Genomic DNA, 18815 nt, shown 5'->3' with positions numbered 1-18815 from the left:
TTCAAATCTATATAAAAATCAAGTAAATACTAATATAAGTGGGAAGTTACAGCCCATTATTTACAAATTATAGGTGATATTATTCCTTATTTTCTTGCTTTTCCAACTGCTTTATAAAATATGAAGGTTGTATTCCTGTTATTTTGTAAAAAGCCTTAGAAAAATAATCTACGTTGTTAAAACCTATTTCGTAAGCAATAGCCTTGACTGAATATTTCCGAAATTGAGAATTATTTTGTAATTGTTCAATAGCATAATTAACTCTTAATTCTTTCAAGTATGAACTAAAATTTTTTCCCCTATTCACATTGATTATTTTAGATAAATATGTCGTATTTGTGTTAAAATCTTTTGCTAAACTTGCAACTGTGATGTCTGATTTTAAAAAAATATTATTAGCTTCAAATTCATTTAATTTTTGTAAAATTTCATTAATAATTTCTTTGCTTATACCTAAATCTTTCTTATCAACTTCGGACTTTTCTTTCCTTTCCTTTTCTTCGTTCTCCTTTTTTGATTTATTAATCGTTTCAATGAATTTACGCTTATATTTTTTCTGTTGCTCATAATAATAAATAAGAAAAATGGCAATGATTGAAATAAAAACTAAGGAAATACCTAATCCAAAATTTGAACGCATATTTTGTTTGTTTAAAGACTCAACTTCATTCTTTAATCTTTCCTGCTCATTCAATAATAATGGAGTGTCATATTTTTTTACAATTTCTGAACTTAAATAGTTGTACTGCTTATCAAGGATACTATCTATTGAAATAAGTTTTTCTAAGTAATACAATTGCTGTTTAGTTTTTTTCTTTTCTTTGTAGTGATCAATAAAAAACTCATAAATATTTCTTAACTCAGGAAATAAGTCTTTATTCAATTGATAAATACTATCTGCTTTTTTAAATTGATGAAGCATTTTTTCTTTACTGCCTAATTTTTGATAACATTTACCTTTATAATAATAACTGACTCCTAGGCTATATCCTTTCAAATGTGGCGCAGTAAGATTTAGAATTCTCAAAGCTTCGGTAAAATCATTACTATAATATTTTTCATACCCAGAAGCAGTAACAAAATCGTAATACATTACAGTATCTTTAAGTGTAAGACTCTCTGATATACCTTTTTCAAGATACATTTTAGCTGAATCAAGATTTTTAGTTTTTAGAAATATATTGCTAATGTTAAATATTGCACTTAAATAATCTTTCTTATACTTTACCTTATAGTTTGTTAATGTTTGTATGAAGTTCAGATCTTCTTTGTATATTCTTAAAGCTTCATTGTAGTTTCCAAACCTACTTTTTAGTGTACCTATACCTTGTCTAATTCTAAATAACTGTTTGGTATTCTTTCTCTCTTTAGCTAAAGGCAGTGCTTTTATGTAATTATCTAACGCATCTTTATAACTACCTTTTTGATATAAATAATATGCTTTTAATAAGTAACCTTCTGCTGGATAACTTTTATATGGTTTTCCTTTTGATATTTTAATAATAGAGTCAGAGTATTTTATTGCTATATCAGATGTAACTATAAACGTAATCAATTTATATCCTTTTGCAATACGTAAAGTATCTCTTGAATTTTTAGCTTTTGATAAATAGTATTTTGCATATAATTCCTTTGAATCTTTAGATGAAGAAAATTTCTTAACTAATTCTCTATAAGTATATTCATTCAACGAATCGATTTTATTAATCTGTGCATTCATTGAAATTATACTTGTAAAGATCAATATAGAAACAAGATACTTTTTCATTTCAAAACTTACCAACATAAATACTTATATGATTTTATTTTATTGACTTCCAATCTAGTTTAAGGTGTTTTAATAATAAAATTACTGAAGAATTTATAAATAACACCTGTTAATTTGTAAATAATGGTTTACATTTTTTGTACTTAAGCTATATCTTACATTACATTTACATCATCAAAAAAATCTGACAGCTAAAGTATAAGATTATTTTTAAAAGAAAGAAAAGTTGTAATAAAAAAGCTTTCACATGAATGAAAGCTTTTAAAAACAAATAAGCATTTTGCCTACTTGACATCGAAAATCAAATATAGGTATTTTTTTAATACCCACGGCAAATGTTTATTCAAAGTGTAGCTATTCACTTAAACAAAAGCCGTGGAAACCGAAAAACGTACGAGTAGGTGTATTTAAAATTATAACCAATGATGAAAACAGTAAGAAATCTATGTCAAATTTTATGTATCTTGGTAGCAATGCTAGCCTTTACCAATTGTCAAACCGATACCGATACGGTACTTGCAGAAGAACAAGCCATGCAAAAAGCGTTTCCGTATACCAAAAGTGTATTGACCCAACAAGAGGTAGCAGCCAACACCAAGCTCAGTAATCAGCTAAGAGGTTTAGCCACCATGCAACAGCAATTCACCGAAAATAACATGTATGATTTTACCGTACATACGGAGCGTGTACACTATATAGAAAGTACCGAAAACAACACGCACTCCTATACCTTTCCTGTAAGCCGTACCAATAACTCAGGTACTGCATTGGAGAACATGGTGTTTTCCTATAATGCTAGTACAGAGGATTACACCGCTACGTTGGTAACCTATCATTTCAATGCTTTGCAACAACAAGAATTCTTTACCACACAACATGTAGGGACTCCGTATGAGATCAGCTCAGAAACTATTGCTATGAATATAGCAGATGTATTGGGAGAAAGTAATACAATAACCCCGTGTACAACGACCTATACGGTATATCACATTACGCCAGATACGGGTGATACATTTTTATACTCCATTGATGGAGCTGTGCAAAACACGTGCGAGCATGAACAAGATGACGACCCGTGTGATACCTATACGGTAATTGAGGTGAACTGTCCAGATGGAGGGAGTAGTGGAAGTACCACAGACGATCCACAAAACCCAAGTAGTCCAACATCAGGTTCAACTTCGGGAGGTAGTGGTACAACCAATGATGGAAATACGACACCTGATGAACCTAATGATGAAACCCCTAATGTAGTGACTTCGCCAATTTCAAAAGAAGATCGTCAAAGAATTACAGAAGAACTTAATGAAGTGCTAGGAGAAGGGAATTGGGAGTTTGGAAATAATGCAAATCATGAGGATGCGCCAAGCTTTGATAATCAAGAAGATTTACAAGATTATATTGATTCATTACCAACAAGTGCAAATGCAACAGAAACTTCTTCAGAGGAATTGCAGAGTGGTAATATGATGACTAGGTTTTCTTTTCCAACTGCTGAATTTTTGAATACAGCAGATATAAAGGTAGAAGTTGTTTCTAATTTAGAAAACCCCGTAACCGAACAAGATTTTGAAGTGGTTGGGATTAATTCACAATTGGCAGGTTTTTCTTTAATGATGGCGTGGGAAGCAAATTCAAATTTTGCTGTTGTTGAAAGTCCAATAAGTAGTGATTTTAAGCGTATTAATATGACAGGCACTATAAAAAGAGGTATATTTTATGAAGGAATAGATATATCTGTTGATACACAATGTCTTATAACTATGGAGATTAATAAATATGATGGGGCTGACGGTTATTCAAAAATATTTTATATTAATAATTAAACTAGAAAAATAATTACATGAAAAAGAGAATCTTTAAGCTAATGATGTTAGTAATAGCAATTGTTTTTACCTACAATTGTAGTGTTACCAAAGAAACTAAGCAAGAAATAGCTTTGCCTGTTGTTGCAAGTAAATCAGATCTACTAAAATCTAAGCTAGGTCTAACGGACAAAGAACTTGAAAAAGTGGTAAAAAATGACTCTGTTACAAACCAAGTGTTACTATCACTTAAAGATTCTCTTTCTTCTAAAAAGATAAGAAAGCATTTAGATCCATTTATAGCTGGAACATATAATACAAAACAAACCTGTGTATTACTAAAATTACAAACACGTTTCAAAAATAAATCTCTTAGTCTTCTCAAAAATAAAGATTCTGTTAAACTTCCTCGTTTTAATTCAATGGAAGGTATAGATAATTATTTAAAAATGACTGACTCACTAATTGCTAAGTCATTTAATAGAAAAGCTGATTCTATCAAAAAGGATTCGACAAAACAACAAAAGAAACAATAACGGATGAACACTAGCACAAGTTTTGAAGCAATGAATATTTTCATGCTATTGTATGTAATCATTATGGTATTAATTGGTATTACCCTAGTGATACTAGGCATTAAGTTGGTTCTAAAACTTATAAAGTTGATAGACGCACAAACCGCACTCAACAAAGAACGGCTAAAAGCGTTGCAAATAGAAAACTTTGATAAAAGATGACCTTGCTAGGTATGACCCGTAAGAAAAAATAATTTCACACTTTTTTTCATGAGTACCCTTAAAAGCCATGCTTTGATTAGCATAGCCTGAGATTCGCATGGTTTTTTTTAACAGGTTGTTACCTAGTCCAAACACCTATTTTATTGTGTTAATAGCCATTAATACTAATAAAAAGAATCGTATGGATCATAACACAAAATTTCTATTAGGTATTTGTGGTATAGAAGTTTTGATCATCAGTATCATCATCATTTTATATCTAAGAAATACACCCAACAAGTACCAAAAAAGCGCAAAGCCAACAAATGAAGTAGATGATGAACTTGAAAAGGAATTACAAAACAAGTCAAAGCAATAAATATACGCACAGGTTGAGATTATAAAAAGTTAATAGTTTGTGGTTAAGTTTCCTAAGTATTTAGTTTAGGTTGGTTTGTAAAGCGGCAGTTGGTTGCTGTCGCTTTATTTTAAATAAACTTAGTCATCAAAAGAGATCATAGTAATGCGCCAAAGGTTGTATCATTTTTTTCACTAAATACTTCCTTTTTACAAGCACTCTTTTTCTTCATAAAAGTGTGTCCTATGGCGCAGAAGAAGTTTCCTAAAAAAAAGGAAACATGCTGTTTAGTGCAAGGCGATCGTTACAAACGCAATGCTATCATCGCCTTGCCAACTAAACCTTTTGCAATACATTAAATATTTGCAGTTAAAATGAATATAAACAAGAGTGAAGAATACAAAAAAGGATTTGTACATGGGTTCATGGCATCAGCTTTGATCCTTGCGCTAATAATTTTTACAGGAATTATTATAATAACCTAAATAACTCTAATTCCCCCATTATATGTAAGGAATTCTCAATGGATCATTGAGAACCCTTACATTTTAAGTTCAGTTTTTAGTTCTTTTTTCAGTATTTACCACTAAAGTATCGTAAAACTAAAATTACGCTGAACAGAGAAGCCTTGCCCTAACAAGGCTTTTATTTTAAAGAGTAACAAATAGTTTGATTTCTTTGTTATAAAAACAATTAAGAGGTTGTTTAAGGGAAAAATATATAGGAATCATTCAAAAAAGTCCTCTAAAAGTGATTGGGCAAGTAACTATTCAGAGAAAGTTGCTCATACTAATTATGTACTCTGAAAAAACAATACTAAATATATTGAAGATTATACAATAAAAAGTAATAGTAAAATGGCAATTACGACCAATTAAATAATAAAGATATTATTATTTGGAATTTAGTATTTCATCGGAAATAAATGTAATACATCGAGTTTTGCTTACATATTAATTTATTTAACATAATAAAAATAAATTTTGATATTATTTTATAGTAAAACTTATCCATGATGAAAAATATACTACCATTTTTCTTTTTTATCATTAGCTTTTATTCTTTTAATAGTCATGCTCAAACTGGACCAGGAGGGGTGGGAACAAATGATGGGAGTTCTCCATTGCAACTATGGCTTAGAGCAGACGATTTAGATGCTGATGAATTAACAAATGATAATCCTTCAAATGGAGCTTCAGTAAGTACATGGAATGACTTCAGCGGAAACGGAAACAACTTTATATCTACAGGTTCAAATCCTCCTACATACAATACAGGAACTTTTAATTCAGTAGATTTTCTAGCGACTAGCAATAATGTAATGACTCCAAATTCTTTTCAAACATTTGCTGGAGGTACCATATTTTTTACTCTTAATGGAAGTGATGGAGGAAAGTTTTCCAACACCTTATTCAATGATTCTTCTCGATCACTACGTTTAGAACAATATTTTAATACTGGAAGAATAGGATATACACGTTACGGGATACAGGATCATACATCTTCTCTAAGTTCTATATTTAATTCAGATGGGATTCTCTCTTATGATAAACAAACTGGTTCTAATAATATTACTATCGGAAGAAATAATACTTCGACTAGTTTAAATATTTCAGGAAGTCCATTATTCATTGGAACATTAGGAAGAAATGGAGTAGATGAAGCTAATTATGATATGTATGAGGTAATAGTATATAATTCTAGATTGAATACAGCACAAAGAATAATTGTAGAAAATTATTTGTCTGCTAAGTATGGAAGTATAAATATTTTAAATGACCTTTATTCCCAAGATAATTCAGGAAATGGGAATTTTGATCATGATGTAGCTGGTATAGGTCAGGCAACTGATGGTACCAATCATACTGATTCAAGAGGAACGGGAATTGTACGAATTAATACACCTTCAGCTCTTTCTAATGGTGATTTTCTATTTTGGGGAGAAGAAACCAAAGATCCTACCTATGTTTTTTCAAATGACCCTGTAAATTACACAGAGCAACTAAGCTCAAAATGGCGTGTGAGTAAGGTAAATGACTTAGGAACAGTTACAGTTGCTTTTGATATAACGGGAATGGATCTATCAGGAAAACAAAGTTGTCAGCCTTTACAATTAGTTGTTGATAATCATAGTGACTTTAGTTCTCCTACTGTATATGACTTGACTGTCGTAGGAACAACTGCAACAGCAACAGGAGTTTCGTTTACAGACGGAGATTACTTTACCCTTCGCTATTTAGATCAGATCGTATGGAATGGAACCTCTTTTTTTCATGGTTCAGGAACAGCAAATGCACCTGATGATACAGATGAATGTTTGAAATTTACAGTAAAATCAGGAGCCACAGGAACACTAACATTCGATGCGCACGTAAGAGAAATAGAAGTTGAAAGCGGCGGAACTATCACCGTTTCTGATGGAATACTATTAGAAGTGGAAGACCAAGTAAATATAAATGGAGTTGTTGATTTATTAGGAGAAGCACAATTAATTCAAAATCATACAAGTGCCACATCTAATTCTGGAATGGGAGAACTCAGGATACGTCAGCAAGGAACGGTAAACCTACATAATTATAACTATTGGAGTGCTCCTGTAAATAGAAGTGGCAGCTGGCAAATAGGATATTTAGAAGATGCTAATGGAGTTATAAATTACACAACAGCATTTGATGCCAATCCAGCAACCTCTCCAATTACACTAAGTAATCATTGGCTATATGATTTTAATGCTGTTTCAGGAGAATACGCAGGTTGGAACTCTTTATCAACAACAGATAACATAACACCAGGAAGAGGGTACACCATGAAAGGTTCAGGAGTAACAGCAACCGAACAAGAATATATCTTTAAAGGAATTCCTAATGATGGAAACTATTCCTATACAGTTGTTGCTAACAATGATTTCTTAATTGGAAACCCGTACCCATCTGCTTTAGATGCAGATCAATTCATCAATGATAATCTGTCAATTATAGATGGAACATTACACTTTTGGGAACACTTCTCTTCTAACAATAGTCATAACTTAGCTGACTACCAAGGCGGATATGCTACCTATAACTTAATGATGGGACTTCCTGCTATTGCAGATGACTCAGGACTGACGAGTGGAAGTGGAACATCTTCAAAAGGAACTCCGACAGGAAATATAGCAGTAGGGCAAGGTTTTTTTGTAACCATAGATACCGCAGGATCGTTAGTATTTAATAACGGACAACGAACTTTTGCAAAAGAATCCTTAAATGAAACAGTATACTATAGGAATGGTCAGCCTGAAAATACAGCAACAGCAATTGATGATCGTACCAAAATTTGGTTTTCATTTAAAGAACCTGCAGACCATGTAAGAGTAATAGGGTTGGGATACGATACAAATGCTACACTAGATTATGACAAAGGATATGACGCCAAGACGTATGATGATCAAAGAAATGAATTGTACTGGATATTAAACGATGAAGAGCTATCTATTTTAGCTTTGCCACAATTTGATACTACACAAGAACTTCCGTTAGGTATAAAAATAGCAGATGCAGGACTATATAATTTTAGTATAGACGAGATGGAAAATGTTCCAAGTGATGCAACTGTTTATCTAAAAGATATTCGCAACGATACATATTACAATCTATCAACTTCAGATGCTACTATTTGGTTAGATACAGGAGTAGACCACATGAGATTTAGTATAGTTTTTCAAGAGTCAAGTACGTTAGCAGTAGATGAAGAATTTTTAGGTGATGTTTTTTTAGTATATGATGAAGTTTTGAATTTACTAACTATCAAAAACCTTCAAAAAAATGAAATAAAACAACTATCAATCTACAATACTATTGGGCAACTTATTTTAGATAAAAACAAGAAAAATAATTCTCTACAGATTGATATTGGAGAATTTCAAAACGGAGTTTATTTTTAAGATTAAAACTAACAAAGGGATAAAGAACATAAATTCATTAAATATAAGTAAGTCATTTAAGGCAATGACTTTTCTTTAAAAGAGAGGTTATAAGTAGGTTTCCTCTCTTTTTCTTTTAATAAAAAACAAATGTTTTTTTACTTAATTTGTTTGGATTTTATAACAGTACCTTTTCGCTTTTAGAAGAATATTTCTTCAGTAATCGTTTTAATTTGCTTTGTTGAAAAACTGTGATTCTTCCATACATTCTTTATCACCATGCTTCCTATTTCTTCTTTTATTCCTTCTACATTTACAAGCAAGTCAAGTGCCTTGATCCACTCAGGTTCTATTGATGCGATCAGTCCATCGACTCCATCAGTTATACTCCTACTTGCTGAATGATAGATCGATGTGATCGTTGGAATTCCAAAAGCTGATAGTTCCAAAAATAAATAACTGCTATGATGTTTATGATACGTAGAGTCTTTTGCTAAAAGCAAAACCGAATCAAGTTTTAGATCATTTAACTTTGAAAAGAAGCTTTTAAAATTAACCGTTTTGTGAAATTCAACATCACTTTGTAGATCAAACTCTTCGATGGTCTGATACGTAGCGGAACTCCCCATAATGACTAGCTGAATTTTATCTTTCAATGAAGGGGGCATTATTTTGAATAATTCTGTAATGAAATCCAAATCTTCCAAAGTTGGTTTAACAAGTCCAACACGAAACAGCTCTGATTCATTTTTACTGATCTTTGGCATAGATTCATACCCGATCTTTGAGATCAAGTTGGGTATATATTGAGTGACCACATCTGCATTTGGGTGACGCATATTTATAAATCGATGCAAAAAGTTTTTGAATTTTAAATTCGCAACTAACAAAAGATCTGCACACGCTAAGTTGTGTTCCAAGTTTAATAGATCCATTTTTGAAATTTTTCTTTTCCCAATACTCATATCACTTAATCCAAAATAATTTTGATCTATGTTGAATGTTATTTGAATCATTGGATTAAATGATTGGATCGCCTTTAAAAGATATGTGATATCACTAAAGATCGGCGGAAATATAATATAGTCCGCCCATACGATTAGACGCTCATCCAAAACCGTGGTAAGATCATTTAATGAATTATTAAAGTCATTACTATCTATATTTGTAATGATACTTTTATGGGTTTTGGTGCTGTTCAATTCAAGTGCTTGGGAGATCAAACGATAATATCCCGTAGCATTTAATTTTGGAGAAACATACAATAAATGAATTTTGTCATCTTCACTTAGATCGTACTTACTATGAAATCTTGAACTTGATGCTAATTTTTGTTTTAATTGAATGATTTTTTTCATTAATATTCGTTTTGATTGATTGCTACTTCCTCTCCCCTGCGAAATTTTGCGATCCGCATTCCTGAACTCATATCATAGATCTCTGCCGTTATTGCCTTTTCACCATAATCTTCGATCTTCTTGTAAAATCGTGCCAGTCCGATCTCTCGTTTCTTTGTCTTTGAAAACTTGTAATTCCAATCAATAGAATACAGCGTTCGAATGTTCCCATCAGCAAACCAAACGATCAATTTAGTTTCTGAATCATGCTTTAATTTCCAACCTTGTGATGCGCCCATTATCTGAAGAATTTTATTAATGACCCCATTGTTATCTCTTTTACAAATTGATCGTTATGGAAAGCATTAATGATCACCTTTTCATTCTTTACATGAATCCATATGGCAAGTTTTTCAATGTCTAATGCGTTTATCCTTGCAAGATCACTCAGGTATTTTTTTATGCTGAATGCAATTTTATTTTGAATCCTTGACAGCTCTGCGGTTTGTCGATCGATAAAAAAATAGGCAAGCTCTTTGGTAGGAATCTCTTGGATCGCCTTTGATCGGTGGAATAGAAAAGCTTTGATCGTATGATCCTTTTGATAGATCTTTAAAAAAAGACCCTCTTTTGGAATCCTGAGTTGATCTGAGATCAACCTAGTGTTTTGAATGATATTTGTTGTCACTAACTTTTGATACCCAAAAATGTCAACCGATAGATCGGTCACGGCATCTTTTAATTTTTTTCTTAATGAATTTGATTTTTTTAACATCGTAAGTGTGTATTAGATTGTAAAAAATTAAAGGTGGTCTTATCTAAAATGCAAGCATAGAACTGATCTAGCAGTTCCTGGTCTTTTAATTCACCTATACGAGCTTCGCATTGCCTAAATAATTGCAAACGTGATACTTGCTTAGAGGTGTCTTTCTTTTCATTATTGAGAAATCGACGAATTTGTGCGTGAAGAATTAATTTTAAGCGTGTTTTTCGTTTGCTTCTAATTTGTTTTTCATACCAAACTTTTGTTCCTGCAAACCCATGTTTGTTATTCACATCAAAATACCTGTGCGGTAATTGTACATACCTATTTTCGGGGTCTTTGGCTATATATCTTTGTACCAATGCAATACGTTGTGTATACACATGGTGAACTTTTGCCAAATTCGGTTCTGCCACAGGTGCATACCAATCCCGCAACAATTCTTTTGCCCTTACTTGCTGATCTTTAGTTAGAAAGGTATCTTTATAAATGGTGTCTTTTGAGAGTTCCCACAAAGAATCTACGTAAGGATTGAAGGAAGCTAAGCGGGAAGTTTCAAGCCTTGAAGCTGTGTCTTTAGCTTGTTTTTTAACTTCACCGCTATTTTCTTCCTCCTCTGCATCATCACAAAAGTTATCGTTGGGTGCTTTTTTTTGACCTAAAAATTTCGCGCCTAGTTTGCCTTGCGTGGGTAGCTCATTACTTTTTTTTGCGCCTTCCTCCTCTGCGTATCTTGAAAAATTGTTACTAGAAGCGTTGCTTGTTAAATTTTGTGGCGTGAGCGAGAGCGAACTCCTATTTAATTTTTTATCAACTACTATTAGTATATTATGTATGTAACTATTGTTACTAGGGTTAGGTTGTGGACATCTTGTCCGCATAGAATTTTTAAAAAACTGATAATCAGTCTTTTTACTTTTTTGATCTTCGTTGAACTTTTTTCCCCTTTTAACAGCTTTTACACCGTTTATCAACAGGATATCTAAGTTGAATCGAAGCTCGTAGTTGGCTTTTCTTCCTTTGAACACTTTTTCTGTAAGTACATTAGCATCTAAAAGACGTCTGATATGTCTTCTAATGGTTCTTGGACTCACATTGGTCATAGTAGCCAACTGAACACTATTGGTTTCCAAAGGTGGAATGTTATCCAAATCCAAAGGAGAGATCTTATGCGCCTTTAGAAGCGATAAAGAATAAATTTTTATAATTTCTTTCGCAGTAGCGACAATAGGTTGTCGCAAATGTGTAGAAAGAATAGGACTATTGGAGTTATGAAGCTTTACAAAATGATCTAATCGCCTAAAAACCGTTGAAAAATGAATGATGTTCATCCTTAGAACAATTTCGACACATCAGTTTCTCCTGTCTGCGTCGTAGGTTTGGAATAGCGTGTTTTTTTAACATCTCAACTTCATACTTGATACTAGCGATATGAGTTTTTAAAAACTCCATATCTTTTTGAACAATGGATCTTTTCATACAGCTATTGTTCTTTACTGTGAACTGAATCCTCCTTCTTGATCAGTTTACTTGATTTTTCATAAAGCTGCTTTAGTCTAGTTTCTTGTTCTTCTACAAGTTCAATACAAGCTTCATATATAGACAACCATGAGGAATGCCTAATGGAAACTTGCTTAAAGAATTTGGTAACAGTTGGTTGAGAACGACCTGAGCGATCTGCAACTACTGTTGTAGGATTGTCGAATAGTTCTAACATCCGTTTTTTTAACGACTTATAGTCTTCTGAATGATACATATATATAGTGGTTTTAATGTCAATTTTCAATGATTGAAAGTCAAATGTATTAGAAAACTTCACCAAAAGTTTACTAAACTTTATATAAAACTTTAACAAACTTTTGTATAAAAAAGACTAAAATTACACCAAATTTTATCATAAATTTTAATATATTTGACCTCATTTGCGACCAAATATAAACAAAAACAAAATAAAATTTATTACAATTCATATAAAAAAGAGTTAAATAAAACTACCCTAAACCCTAATTTTTTCAGTAAATAATTGAAAATAAATACCTTAAAGATGAAAAGTACCCACGCTAAAAAAAATGAAATAAATAAGATCGATAGGCTCTTTGTCAAAGCAGTAGATCAAATAATTATGGACTCAAAAAAAGCGGGAATAAAACCCGATAGTTATCGTGGAATCAATTTAGTGATCTACCCAGCTAGTCAAGGATTGATCTCAAGAGTTAACAAAGGTAAAAGCCATATCACACATACTGCACTGATCAATTTTGCCAAACACTACAATGTGAACATGAATTATTTTTACCATGATGATGTTGATTTTGAGTATGACCTAAATAATTTTTTACCTGCTCATAAACAGGTAAAAAAGACTGAAGCTACTCCTGAAAAAATCAAGCTGGAAGATATTGATTTCAGCGAAGTTGATATTGAAAAAGAGATTAGTTTTGAACATGAAGAGCTTGCCAAAAAATTCAAACTTGATACCCAAATTAGAATTTTTGCAAACCTACTTCCTAAAGATGCTTCACAATTCTTTTATAATATTTTACATATCATTCAATTTGATTACGAAACCAAATTGATCGAGCTAAAGGATAAAATTGGTTCTTTAGATGAAAAATTGAAAAAAACGTATGAAAAAATTCAAATAGTACAGGAAAACGAGAATAATTTATTAAAAAAACTAATTAACGAAAAATGAAATTGAAAAAAACTACTATTAATTAACTGATATACAATCTGTTAATGTTTTAAAAGTAAAATATATTTGACTTTTAACACTTAAAGTAAAAATAGTTTTACTTTTTTATTTATATTTGAAAAACAATTAATTTATCGTGAAAAAAACTAAAAAATCAAATTTTAAAAGCTTAAGTGAGAAATTGAATGAACAAATTTATTCAATTAAATACATTGTTGGGATTTCAAAACAACTATTAAACATTTGGAAAAAGGAATCACTAATTCCGCTTCATCAGTCAAATGAAAAAGGATGGCTAAAATTTAGTTTGGTAGATATTTTATGGATTGGAATAATTGAAGAACTTAAAAAGTTTGGATTTACAAATGAAATAATTTTAAGTATCAAAAATCAACTATTACAAATCGAAGAGATCATCGAAAATGAAAATGATCAAGGGGAAGAAATTGAGATCTTAAATTTAGCTATTATTGAAATTTTCATGAGCGCAAATCCTCTTTATATATTAGTGGATGAAAATGGAAAAATAAATATTCTAAATGCCTATGCTATTATTGATAAGATGCAAAATAATGAATTGACCAATCATGTGATATTGAATCTTAATCAACTTATAAAGCTCAATATTGAACTACTTTACCAAGAACCATCATTAGATATTTTTAAAGGATTAAGTAAAGATGAAATTCAAGTGCTGTTGATCCTACGTTCAGAAAATTTTGAATCAGTAAAGATCACAAAAAAAGGAGGAGAAATTGACACTATCGAAAGTACCGAGATCGTTTCTAATGGAGAAAGGATCTTAAATATCCTAAAAGGTCACGATTACCAACATATTGAAATAAAACAGGCTCGTGGTAAAATTGTTCAAATTAAACGAACAATTAAAGAGCGCCCATAAGAATTATATTTAAAAAGGAGAAAAACTCCCATAGAATCCAAACTAATATGCTGACCGCAGAAACGGAAGCGTATTAATTTAATTAAAATGCAAATTGAAAAAACAGATGAAAAATTAATTGATTTAAAAAAATTATGTGAATTATTATTAGTCAAGGGTATAGCAAGTGCCAAAAAATGGTGTGAACAAGCAAACATCAAAATCATAGAAGTTGGGAACAAAATGGTTGTTTCTAAATTCTTGGTTGATATTGAACTAGATAGGCACTTAGTAAAAAACCTTAAAAAAAGATATCCTACAAAATGGATAGAATTATATAAGTGTTACAAAGACAAAGATCATATAGGGTATCTTTCTTTGCTTGAGGATGGAGATATAGACTCTACACAAATATCTCATAGAGTTACGCCAATTTCTGAAAGAGCCAAAAGGCTAGCAAACTCTTAGTCTATGGCAAAAAGAAAACATCTACCCTCAAATAAGCACAAAGGACTTTTAATATATTGTTACAAGTGTAAAAAGAACTTTTCGTGGACTAAAAGATATATTAAACAAGAAAATGGTATTCATACAAAGGAAGAAAACACCTGTGGACTAACAAAAAAGAACTTTTCTAAATGTAAAGAACATGAAATTCATAAGTATAAATCAAGAATCCATATACCAGGCACAAGAGATAAGAAAGCAGTAAAAACCCATGATGCCGAAACCTATGATCAGGCTGTTTCACAAGCAATTGAATTTGAAAATGAATTCAAAGGGATAAGAGAGATCGACTTTAATCCTGAAGTTTCTCCTAGACGTCATTACCTTATCGATGCACAAGTATTATATATGGATTTTCTTGAAAATATTGGCGTCCCTGAACATAAGAAAAAAGATCGATCAAAAAAACATATTGATGAGATTGAAAAAACAATTGAGTTTTTCAATAATGCTTTGAAAAAAAATAAAGTAAATCCAAAAATCATTATAATTTCCAAAATCAATGACAAGCATGTAGGGTATTTTCATAAGTATTTGCTTGAAGATTTGCATCATGCGAATCGGACTTACAATAAAAAAATGGGAATAATCAAATCATTCTTTATATGGTCGATAGAAAAGTTTGAATTAAAAATGACAAATCCATTTAAAGGATTTCAAAAAAGACCTGAAACAAGTGATAATGAAACCATAACTGCTGATGAATTCAAAAAGCTTTTAGAAATTATCTCTCCCTTAAACGGGTACGTTATGGAAGGCAAAAGTAAAAAAAATAGGTATAGAGATTATCTCAAAGATGCTTTTGAGCTAGGATTACATACAGGAGGAAGACGTGAAGAAGTTGTAGAACTAAAATGGAATATGATTAAAGAAACCAATAATGAACCTTCATATATAGTTGTTTCGAATTTAAAGGTAGAAAGACAAAAGGGTAAAGCTTTTGCAGATAATGTAAAACCTAAAATAATTCCAATTACTCAGAGCCTTATGAAACTGCTCTTACGGCTAGGATACAATGAAAATATAGGTAGTCACGAATATATTCTAGCACCGAATAGAAAAGCAAAAACTCAATCAATGATGGATGCTATTTCTAAAGGATTTTCGCACTATTATGATCTTTTAGGAACTGAGAGAAAGTTACAATTTAAAAACCTACGTAAAACGTACTTAACTTATCTTGTTTCGGCTCTTGGTGGAGAAGCAAAATCTTTATCTTCACACTCTACTGACGAAGTACTTCAAAAGCATTATATTGATAAGAAAGTAGTTGACAAAGCTGTAAAAAAATTGGACATTTTTGGCTAAAAAATGCATCGAAACGGTGCTCCTATACGGTGCTCCTAGCTAAAAAAGAAACAAATCATACTATTAAAAAAGTTACAAAAACGACATAACCCCTTCTTTATGAAGGGGTTATGTTATGGGTGAAAGATGGGGTTCGAACCCACGACCTCTGGAACCACAATCCAGCGCTCTAACCAACTGAGCTACAATCACCATTTGTTTTGCGGATGCAAATATAAGCTATTTCATTTTCCATACAAAGTATTTTTTTAGTTTATTTAATAACATTTTTTATCTATATGATTTTTAAAAGATTAGCACTTCAAAAAATCATATATAAATTTAAAAAATGCTACCAAAAGGGAAACAACCTCCATAAGCAATTTCAATTGCATTAAATCGAAAAGTCTCTGGACTTATCTCATATAAAGGAGTAAAAACAAAGATCAATACCAAAAGTACTGCTACTATTCTTGTTTGTAGTGAAAATGTACGTGTGTTCGATTCATATTGAAATCGTAACGGATCATGTAAATGTTCTTGTTCCATAAGCATAATTCGTTATTGTTTATTTTTCTCTTTTCCTTGACGAAATTCAGTTGTAAAACTTATGTTTGGATGCGCTTCAAAATAAGAAGTCGCACAGCTATAACTAGGTTCAGGTTTATACACATAATTCGCTTTAAAAGCATCCGAACTGATCTCGTATAACGGAATGGTCATAAAACTGAAAACCAATACAATTGCCATGAGTTTTTCAGGTAATGAGAATTGTTGTGCTGTTGGCACGTTTTGAAATTGAAACGGATCGTATGTATTTTCTTTTTCCATGCTAAATTAAATCGTGTAATGAGTCTACAGCAGCATAACGCTCAACAGTAAAACCTTCCGCAAATTCTACACCAATTAAACGTCCTAAATCTCTTGCTCGATAATGAATACTATCTATAAAATTTTTACTTGTAATTGGCGTTTCAGCTTCATTACTTTTCGGGTCATAGAATTGTGAACTGTACGCCATCACTGCTTCATGCTTTGTTTCTATAAAACCTGAAACATCTACGACGAAATCTGGTTCAATGTTTTTCCACTGAATGTAATGATACACGTGCTTTGGTCGCCATTTTTCTTGCGATTTTCCGTCTAAAGTAGTTTCAATCTTCAGTAATCCGCTTAAAAAACAAGCATCACTCGCAAGTTTACTACCTTTTCCATGATCTATATGGCGATCGTCAATAGCATTACATAATACAATTTCTGGCTGATATTTGCGAAGTATTTTTATGATTTCTAACTGATGTTCTTTATCATTCACAAAGAAACCATCTGCGAAAGCTAGATTTTCACGAACTTCCACGCCTAATATTTTAGCTGCATTTGCTGCTTCAATATCTCGTAAATTGGCAGAACCGCGTGTTCCGAGTTCGCCACGTGTCAAATCGAGAATCCCTACTTTTTTTCCTTTAGAAATTTCTTTAGCAATCGTAGCGCCACAACCTAATTCTACATCGTCAGGATGCGCGCCAATGGCTAATATGTCTAGTTTCATCTGTTTTATGCTGTTTTCTGTTTCAGCAAAGTTACGTTTTTTATTAAAGTGTATTTTTATGTAACCAACCTCTTTTTTCAATAGTGCGCACATTTTCGGCATCTTTTATAGAAATCAGATAGTTAGCTAGTTTTTTCAAAGTTACATCTTCTCTATTTCCTTCAAATGGAGTGATGTAAACCGCATTTCCGTAATTGTCTTTTGTTTTTTCTGGAGAATCGTCAATGATGAGAATTTTTTCCAGAGAAAACCCTTTCTTTTTCAGTTTCTTCAAATGTTTGGCGAAAACATAATTTCCGAATTCGTAGTTTCTCCTTGGTGTACAGCGCGATTTTCCCCAAATAAATTCAAAATTTACTGTTTTAGGTGTAATTTTAGCTACCAAATCGTTTACGTAGGTATCATCAGCAGAAGACCAAATTGCCAAACTAAAATGGAGGTTCATTTCCTCTAAAAACCATTGTAAATGCGGTCGGAAATATACATAATATTCAGCGTACTGAAAGTCTTCAGAAAGTGCTAGTTTTTTTTCAGAAGAATGCAATAGCGTTTCATCTAAATCTAACACAAGAAGTATGTTCTCTGCTGGTTTCAATTAGGAATTCATTAAGTTTTTATTTGATTGATTTTCATCAGAAACAATCCTGTTGATTTGCGGTTGAAGTATCCAAACTCCAACAATATAAAACCAAAATAAGATGACTTCTTTTAAGCATTCACCAATTTTAGCTTCACGTTGCAACTCAACCGTTTTTAGTGTTTTAGACACATAATATAGGTTATAAAACATGCAAGCCATTGAAAAAAAATGCAATGGTATGATTAGAAATACTAAAGGACTTATGGATTGCGGAAAACTATTAGGATCTGCAGCTATTCCACTAAACATCCAACTTATTCCAATCGCTATAAACGTGATATAAATTAATGGAAAGATAAGTGTGAATTTAAATCTGTTTACTTTTAAATTTACATCAGATGGAACATATTTTTGCAGTCCGACACCAATTGACCAAAACCAGCCAAAATAGAAAATCATATTAAAAATCATGATGATTGGCAACATGTAGCCAAAACTCTCAAATATCTGAAAAAAGCTATCTGGCTTCATATACTCGTTTTCGATGCCTGACATCATTGTTGACATCATCCGCATCATCAAAATCATTTGAAGTAGAAACGGAATGGCAAACATGAGTATAAATAATTGCCAATGTTTTGCTTTTAGGAATTTTTGTATCATTGAATC

General features: G+C 31.7%; 20 protein-coding genes and 1 tRNA gene. 9 read left to right on the top strand and 12 right to left on the bottom strand.

The annotated features are described in order from the left end of the window. Positions 1 to 79: 79 nt before the first annotated feature. Positions 80 to 1720: an AraC family transcriptional regulator gene (locus KAOT1_RS03580; protein WP_040559303.1), complete on the bottom strand. Its 1641-nt coding sequence runs from the start codon at positions 1718 to 1720 to the stop codon at positions 80 to 82. Positions 1721 to 2190: 470 nt separating this feature from the next. On the opposite strand from KAOT1_RS03580, the gene KAOT1_RS03575 reads away from it, so the two are divergent. The 5 genes from KAOT1_RS03575 to KAOT1_RS03565 all read left to right on the top strand — a co-directional run bounded on the left by KAOT1_RS03575 (position 2191) and on the right by KAOT1_RS03565 (position 8569). Further along, positions 2191 to 3594, top strand: coding sequence for a hypothetical protein (locus tag KAOT1_RS03575; RefSeq protein WP_157560023.1), 1404 nt, complete (start codon positions 2191 to 2193; stop codon positions 3592 to 3594). A gap of 17 nt (positions 3595 to 3611) precedes the next feature. Continuing rightward, complete coding sequence (locus KAOT1_RS03570) at positions 3612 to 4109, top strand: hypothetical protein (protein WP_007093333.1); 498 nt, start codon at positions 3612 to 3614, stop codon at positions 4107 to 4109. Positions 4110 to 4112: 3 nt separating this feature from the next. Beyond that, on the top strand, positions 4113 to 4310 hold the full coding sequence (locus tag KAOT1_RS22690) for a hypothetical protein (RefSeq protein WP_007093332.1): 198 nt from the start codon (positions 4113 to 4115) through the stop codon (positions 4308 to 4310). A 181-nt stretch (positions 4311 to 4491) separates the two neighbouring features. Further along, entirely contained in the window at positions 4492 to 4668 is a 177-nt protein-coding gene (locus KAOT1_RS22685; RefSeq protein ID WP_007093331.1) for a hypothetical protein, read from the top strand. 994 nt (positions 4669 to 5662) lie between these two features. Then, on the top strand, positions 5663 to 8569 hold the full coding sequence (locus KAOT1_RS03565; RefSeq protein WP_007093330.1) for a T9SS type A sorting domain-containing protein: 2907 nt from the start codon (positions 5663 to 5665) through the stop codon (positions 8567 to 8569). A 179-nt stretch (positions 8570 to 8748) separates the two neighbouring features. On the opposite strand, the gene KAOT1_RS03560 is transcribed toward KAOT1_RS03565, so the two are convergent. From KAOT1_RS03560 to KAOT1_RS03540, 5 genes are all read right to left on the bottom strand, one after another. Next, entirely contained in the window at positions 8749 to 9906 is a 1158-nt protein-coding gene (locus KAOT1_RS03560) for a glycosyltransferase (RefSeq protein WP_007093329.1), read from the bottom strand. Next, positions 9906 to 10184: a hypothetical protein gene (locus KAOT1_RS03555; protein WP_007093328.1), complete on the bottom strand. Its 279-nt coding sequence runs from the start codon at positions 10182 to 10184 to the stop codon at positions 9906 to 9908. The genes KAOT1_RS03560 and KAOT1_RS03555 overlap by 1 nt, the downstream gene beginning before the upstream one ends. After that, positions 10184 to 10660: a hypothetical protein gene (locus KAOT1_RS03550; protein ID WP_007093327.1), complete on the bottom strand. Its 477-nt coding sequence runs from the start codon at positions 10658 to 10660 to the stop codon at positions 10184 to 10186. Before KAOT1_RS03550 ends, KAOT1_RS03555 begins: the two co-directional genes overlap by 1 nt. Continuing rightward, positions 10654 to 11979: a hypothetical protein gene (locus tag KAOT1_RS03545; RefSeq protein WP_007093326.1), complete on the bottom strand. Its 1326-nt coding sequence runs from the start codon at positions 11977 to 11979 to the stop codon at positions 10654 to 10656. Before KAOT1_RS03545 ends, KAOT1_RS03550 begins: the two co-directional genes overlap by 7 nt. A 152-nt stretch (positions 11980 to 12131) precedes the next feature. Continuing rightward, the gene (locus KAOT1_RS03540; protein ID WP_007093324.1) at positions 12132 to 12404 is read right to left on the bottom strand and encodes a hypothetical protein; all 273 of its coding nucleotides are present in this window, start codon (positions 12402 to 12404) and stop codon (positions 12132 to 12134) included. Between the two features lie 288 nt (positions 12405 to 12692). Between KAOT1_RS03540 and KAOT1_RS03535 the strand changes: the two genes are divergently transcribed. From KAOT1_RS03535 to KAOT1_RS03520, 4 genes are all read left to right on the top strand, one after another. Beyond that, positions 12693 to 13343, top strand: a complete 651-nt coding sequence (locus KAOT1_RS03535) for a hypothetical protein (protein WP_007093323.1) — start codon at positions 12693 to 12695, stop codon at positions 13341 to 13343. 136 nt (positions 13344 to 13479) lie between these two features. Further along, positions 13480 to 14244, top strand: coding sequence for a MerR family transcriptional regulator (locus KAOT1_RS03530; RefSeq protein ID WP_007093322.1), 765 nt, complete (start codon positions 13480 to 13482; stop codon positions 14242 to 14244). Positions 14245 to 14331: 87 nt separating this feature from the next. Beyond that, complete coding sequence (locus KAOT1_RS03525; RefSeq protein ID WP_007093321.1) at positions 14332 to 14691, top strand: hypothetical protein; 360 nt, start codon at positions 14332 to 14334, stop codon at positions 14689 to 14691. A gap of 3 nt (positions 14692 to 14694) precedes the next feature. Next, a complete protein-coding gene (locus tag KAOT1_RS03520) occupies positions 14695 to 16038 on the top strand; it encodes a tyrosine-type recombinase/integrase (RefSeq protein WP_007093320.1) in 1344 nt (447 codons plus the stop codon). Between the two features lie 117 nt (positions 16039 to 16155). Here KAOT1_RS03520 and KAOT1_RS03515 read toward each other — a convergent pair. The 6 genes from KAOT1_RS03515 to KAOT1_RS03490 form a co-directional block, all read right to left on the bottom strand. Continuing rightward, a tRNA-His gene (locus KAOT1_RS03515) sits at positions 16156 to 16231 on the bottom strand. A gap of 128 nt (positions 16232 to 16359) precedes the next feature. Beyond that, entirely contained in the window at positions 16360 to 16566 is a 207-nt protein-coding gene (locus KAOT1_RS03510; RefSeq protein ID WP_157560021.1) for a hypothetical protein, read from the bottom strand. A gap of 12 nt (positions 16567 to 16578) precedes the next feature. After that, positions 16579 to 16848 carry a hypothetical protein gene (locus KAOT1_RS03505; protein WP_007093318.1) on the bottom strand — a complete coding sequence of 90 codons (270 nt, stop codon included), beginning with the start codon at positions 16846 to 16848 and terminating at the stop codon, positions 16579 to 16581. Between the two features lies 1 nt (position 16849). Beyond that, positions 16850 to 17566, bottom strand: coding sequence for a bacillithiol biosynthesis deacetylase BshB1 (gene bshB1, locus KAOT1_RS03500; protein ID WP_040559864.1), 717 nt, complete (start codon positions 17564 to 17566; stop codon positions 16850 to 16852). A 43-nt stretch (positions 17567 to 17609) separates the two neighbouring features. Then, positions 17610 to 18161, bottom strand: a complete 552-nt coding sequence (locus KAOT1_RS03495) for an HAD family hydrolase (RefSeq protein ID WP_007093316.1) — start codon at positions 18159 to 18161, stop codon at positions 17610 to 17612. After that, positions 18162 to 18809 (bottom strand): hypothetical protein, encoded by a 648-nt coding sequence (locus KAOT1_RS03490; protein WP_007093315.1) that lies wholly within the window; start codon positions 18807 to 18809, stop codon positions 18162 to 18164. Positions 18810 to 18815: the final 6 nt, after the last annotated feature.

The sequence above is a fragment of the Kordia algicida OT-1 genome (genome assembly GCF_000154725.1).
GTDB lineage: Bacteria > Bacteroidota > Bacteroidia > Flavobacteriales > Flavobacteriaceae > Kordia > Kordia algicida.
This window is presented reverse-complemented; position numbering and strand designations above follow the sequence as displayed.

Excerpts from the sequence above, each read along its gene's own strand:
- KAOT1_RS03580 (WP_040559303.1), bottom strand. The coding sequence starts at position 1,720 with ATGAATGCACAGATTAATAAAATCGATTCGTTGAATGAATATACTTAT.
- KAOT1_RS03575 (WP_157560023.1), top strand. The coding sequence starts at position 2,191 with ATGATGAAAACAGTAAGAAATCTATGTCAAATTTTATGTATCTTGGTA.
- KAOT1_RS03570 (WP_007093333.1), top strand. The coding sequence starts at position 3,612 with ATGAAAAAGAGAATCTTTAAGCTAATGATGTTAGTAATAGCAATTGTT.
- KAOT1_RS22690 (WP_007093332.1), top strand. The coding sequence starts at position 4,113 with ATGAACACTAGCACAAGTTTTGAAGCAATGAATATTTTCATGCTATTG.
- KAOT1_RS22685 (WP_007093331.1), top strand. The coding sequence starts at position 4,492 with ATGGATCATAACACAAAATTTCTATTAGGTATTTGTGGTATAGAAGTT.
- KAOT1_RS03565 (WP_007093330.1), top strand. The coding sequence starts at position 5,663 with ATGAAAAATATACTACCATTTTTCTTTTTTATCATTAGCTTTTATTCT.
- KAOT1_RS03560 (WP_007093329.1), bottom strand. The coding sequence starts at position 9,906 with ATGAAAAAAATCATTCAATTAAAACAAAAATTAGCATCAAGTTCAAGA.
- KAOT1_RS03555 (WP_007093328.1), bottom strand. The coding sequence starts at position 10,184 with ATGGGCGCATCACAAGGTTGGAAATTAAAGCATGATTCAGAAACTAAA.
- KAOT1_RS03550 (WP_007093327.1), bottom strand. The coding sequence starts at position 10,660 with ATGTTAAAAAAATCAAATTCATTAAGAAAAAAATTAAAAGATGCCGTG.
- KAOT1_RS03545 (WP_007093326.1), bottom strand. The coding sequence starts at position 11,979 with ATGAACATCATTCATTTTTCAACGGTTTTTAGGCGATTAGATCATTTT.
- KAOT1_RS03540 (WP_007093324.1), bottom strand. The coding sequence starts at position 12,404 with ATGTATCATTCAGAAGACTATAAGTCGTTAAAAAAACGGATGTTAGAA.
- KAOT1_RS03535 (WP_007093323.1), top strand. The coding sequence starts at position 12,693 with ATGAAAAGTACCCACGCTAAAAAAAATGAAATAAATAAGATCGATAGG.
- KAOT1_RS03525 (WP_007093321.1), top strand. The coding sequence starts at position 14,332 with ATGCAAATTGAAAAAACAGATGAAAAATTAATTGATTTAAAAAAATTA.
- KAOT1_RS03520 (WP_007093320.1), top strand. The coding sequence starts at position 14,695 with ATGGCAAAAAGAAAACATCTACCCTCAAATAAGCACAAAGGACTTTTA.
- KAOT1_RS03510 (WP_157560021.1), bottom strand. The coding sequence starts at position 16,566 with ATGGAACAAGAACATTTACATGATCCGTTACGATTTCAATATGAATCG.
- KAOT1_RS03505 (WP_007093318.1), bottom strand. The coding sequence starts at position 16,848 with ATGGAAAAAGAAAATACATACGATCCGTTTCAATTTCAAAACGTGCCA.
- bshB1 (WP_040559864.1), bottom strand. The coding sequence starts at position 17,566 with ATGAAACTAGACATATTAGCCATTGGCGCGCATCCTGACGATGTAGAA.
- KAOT1_RS03490 (WP_007093315.1), bottom strand. The coding sequence starts at position 18,809 with ATGATACAAAAATTCCTAAAAGCAAAACATTGGCAATTATTTATACTC.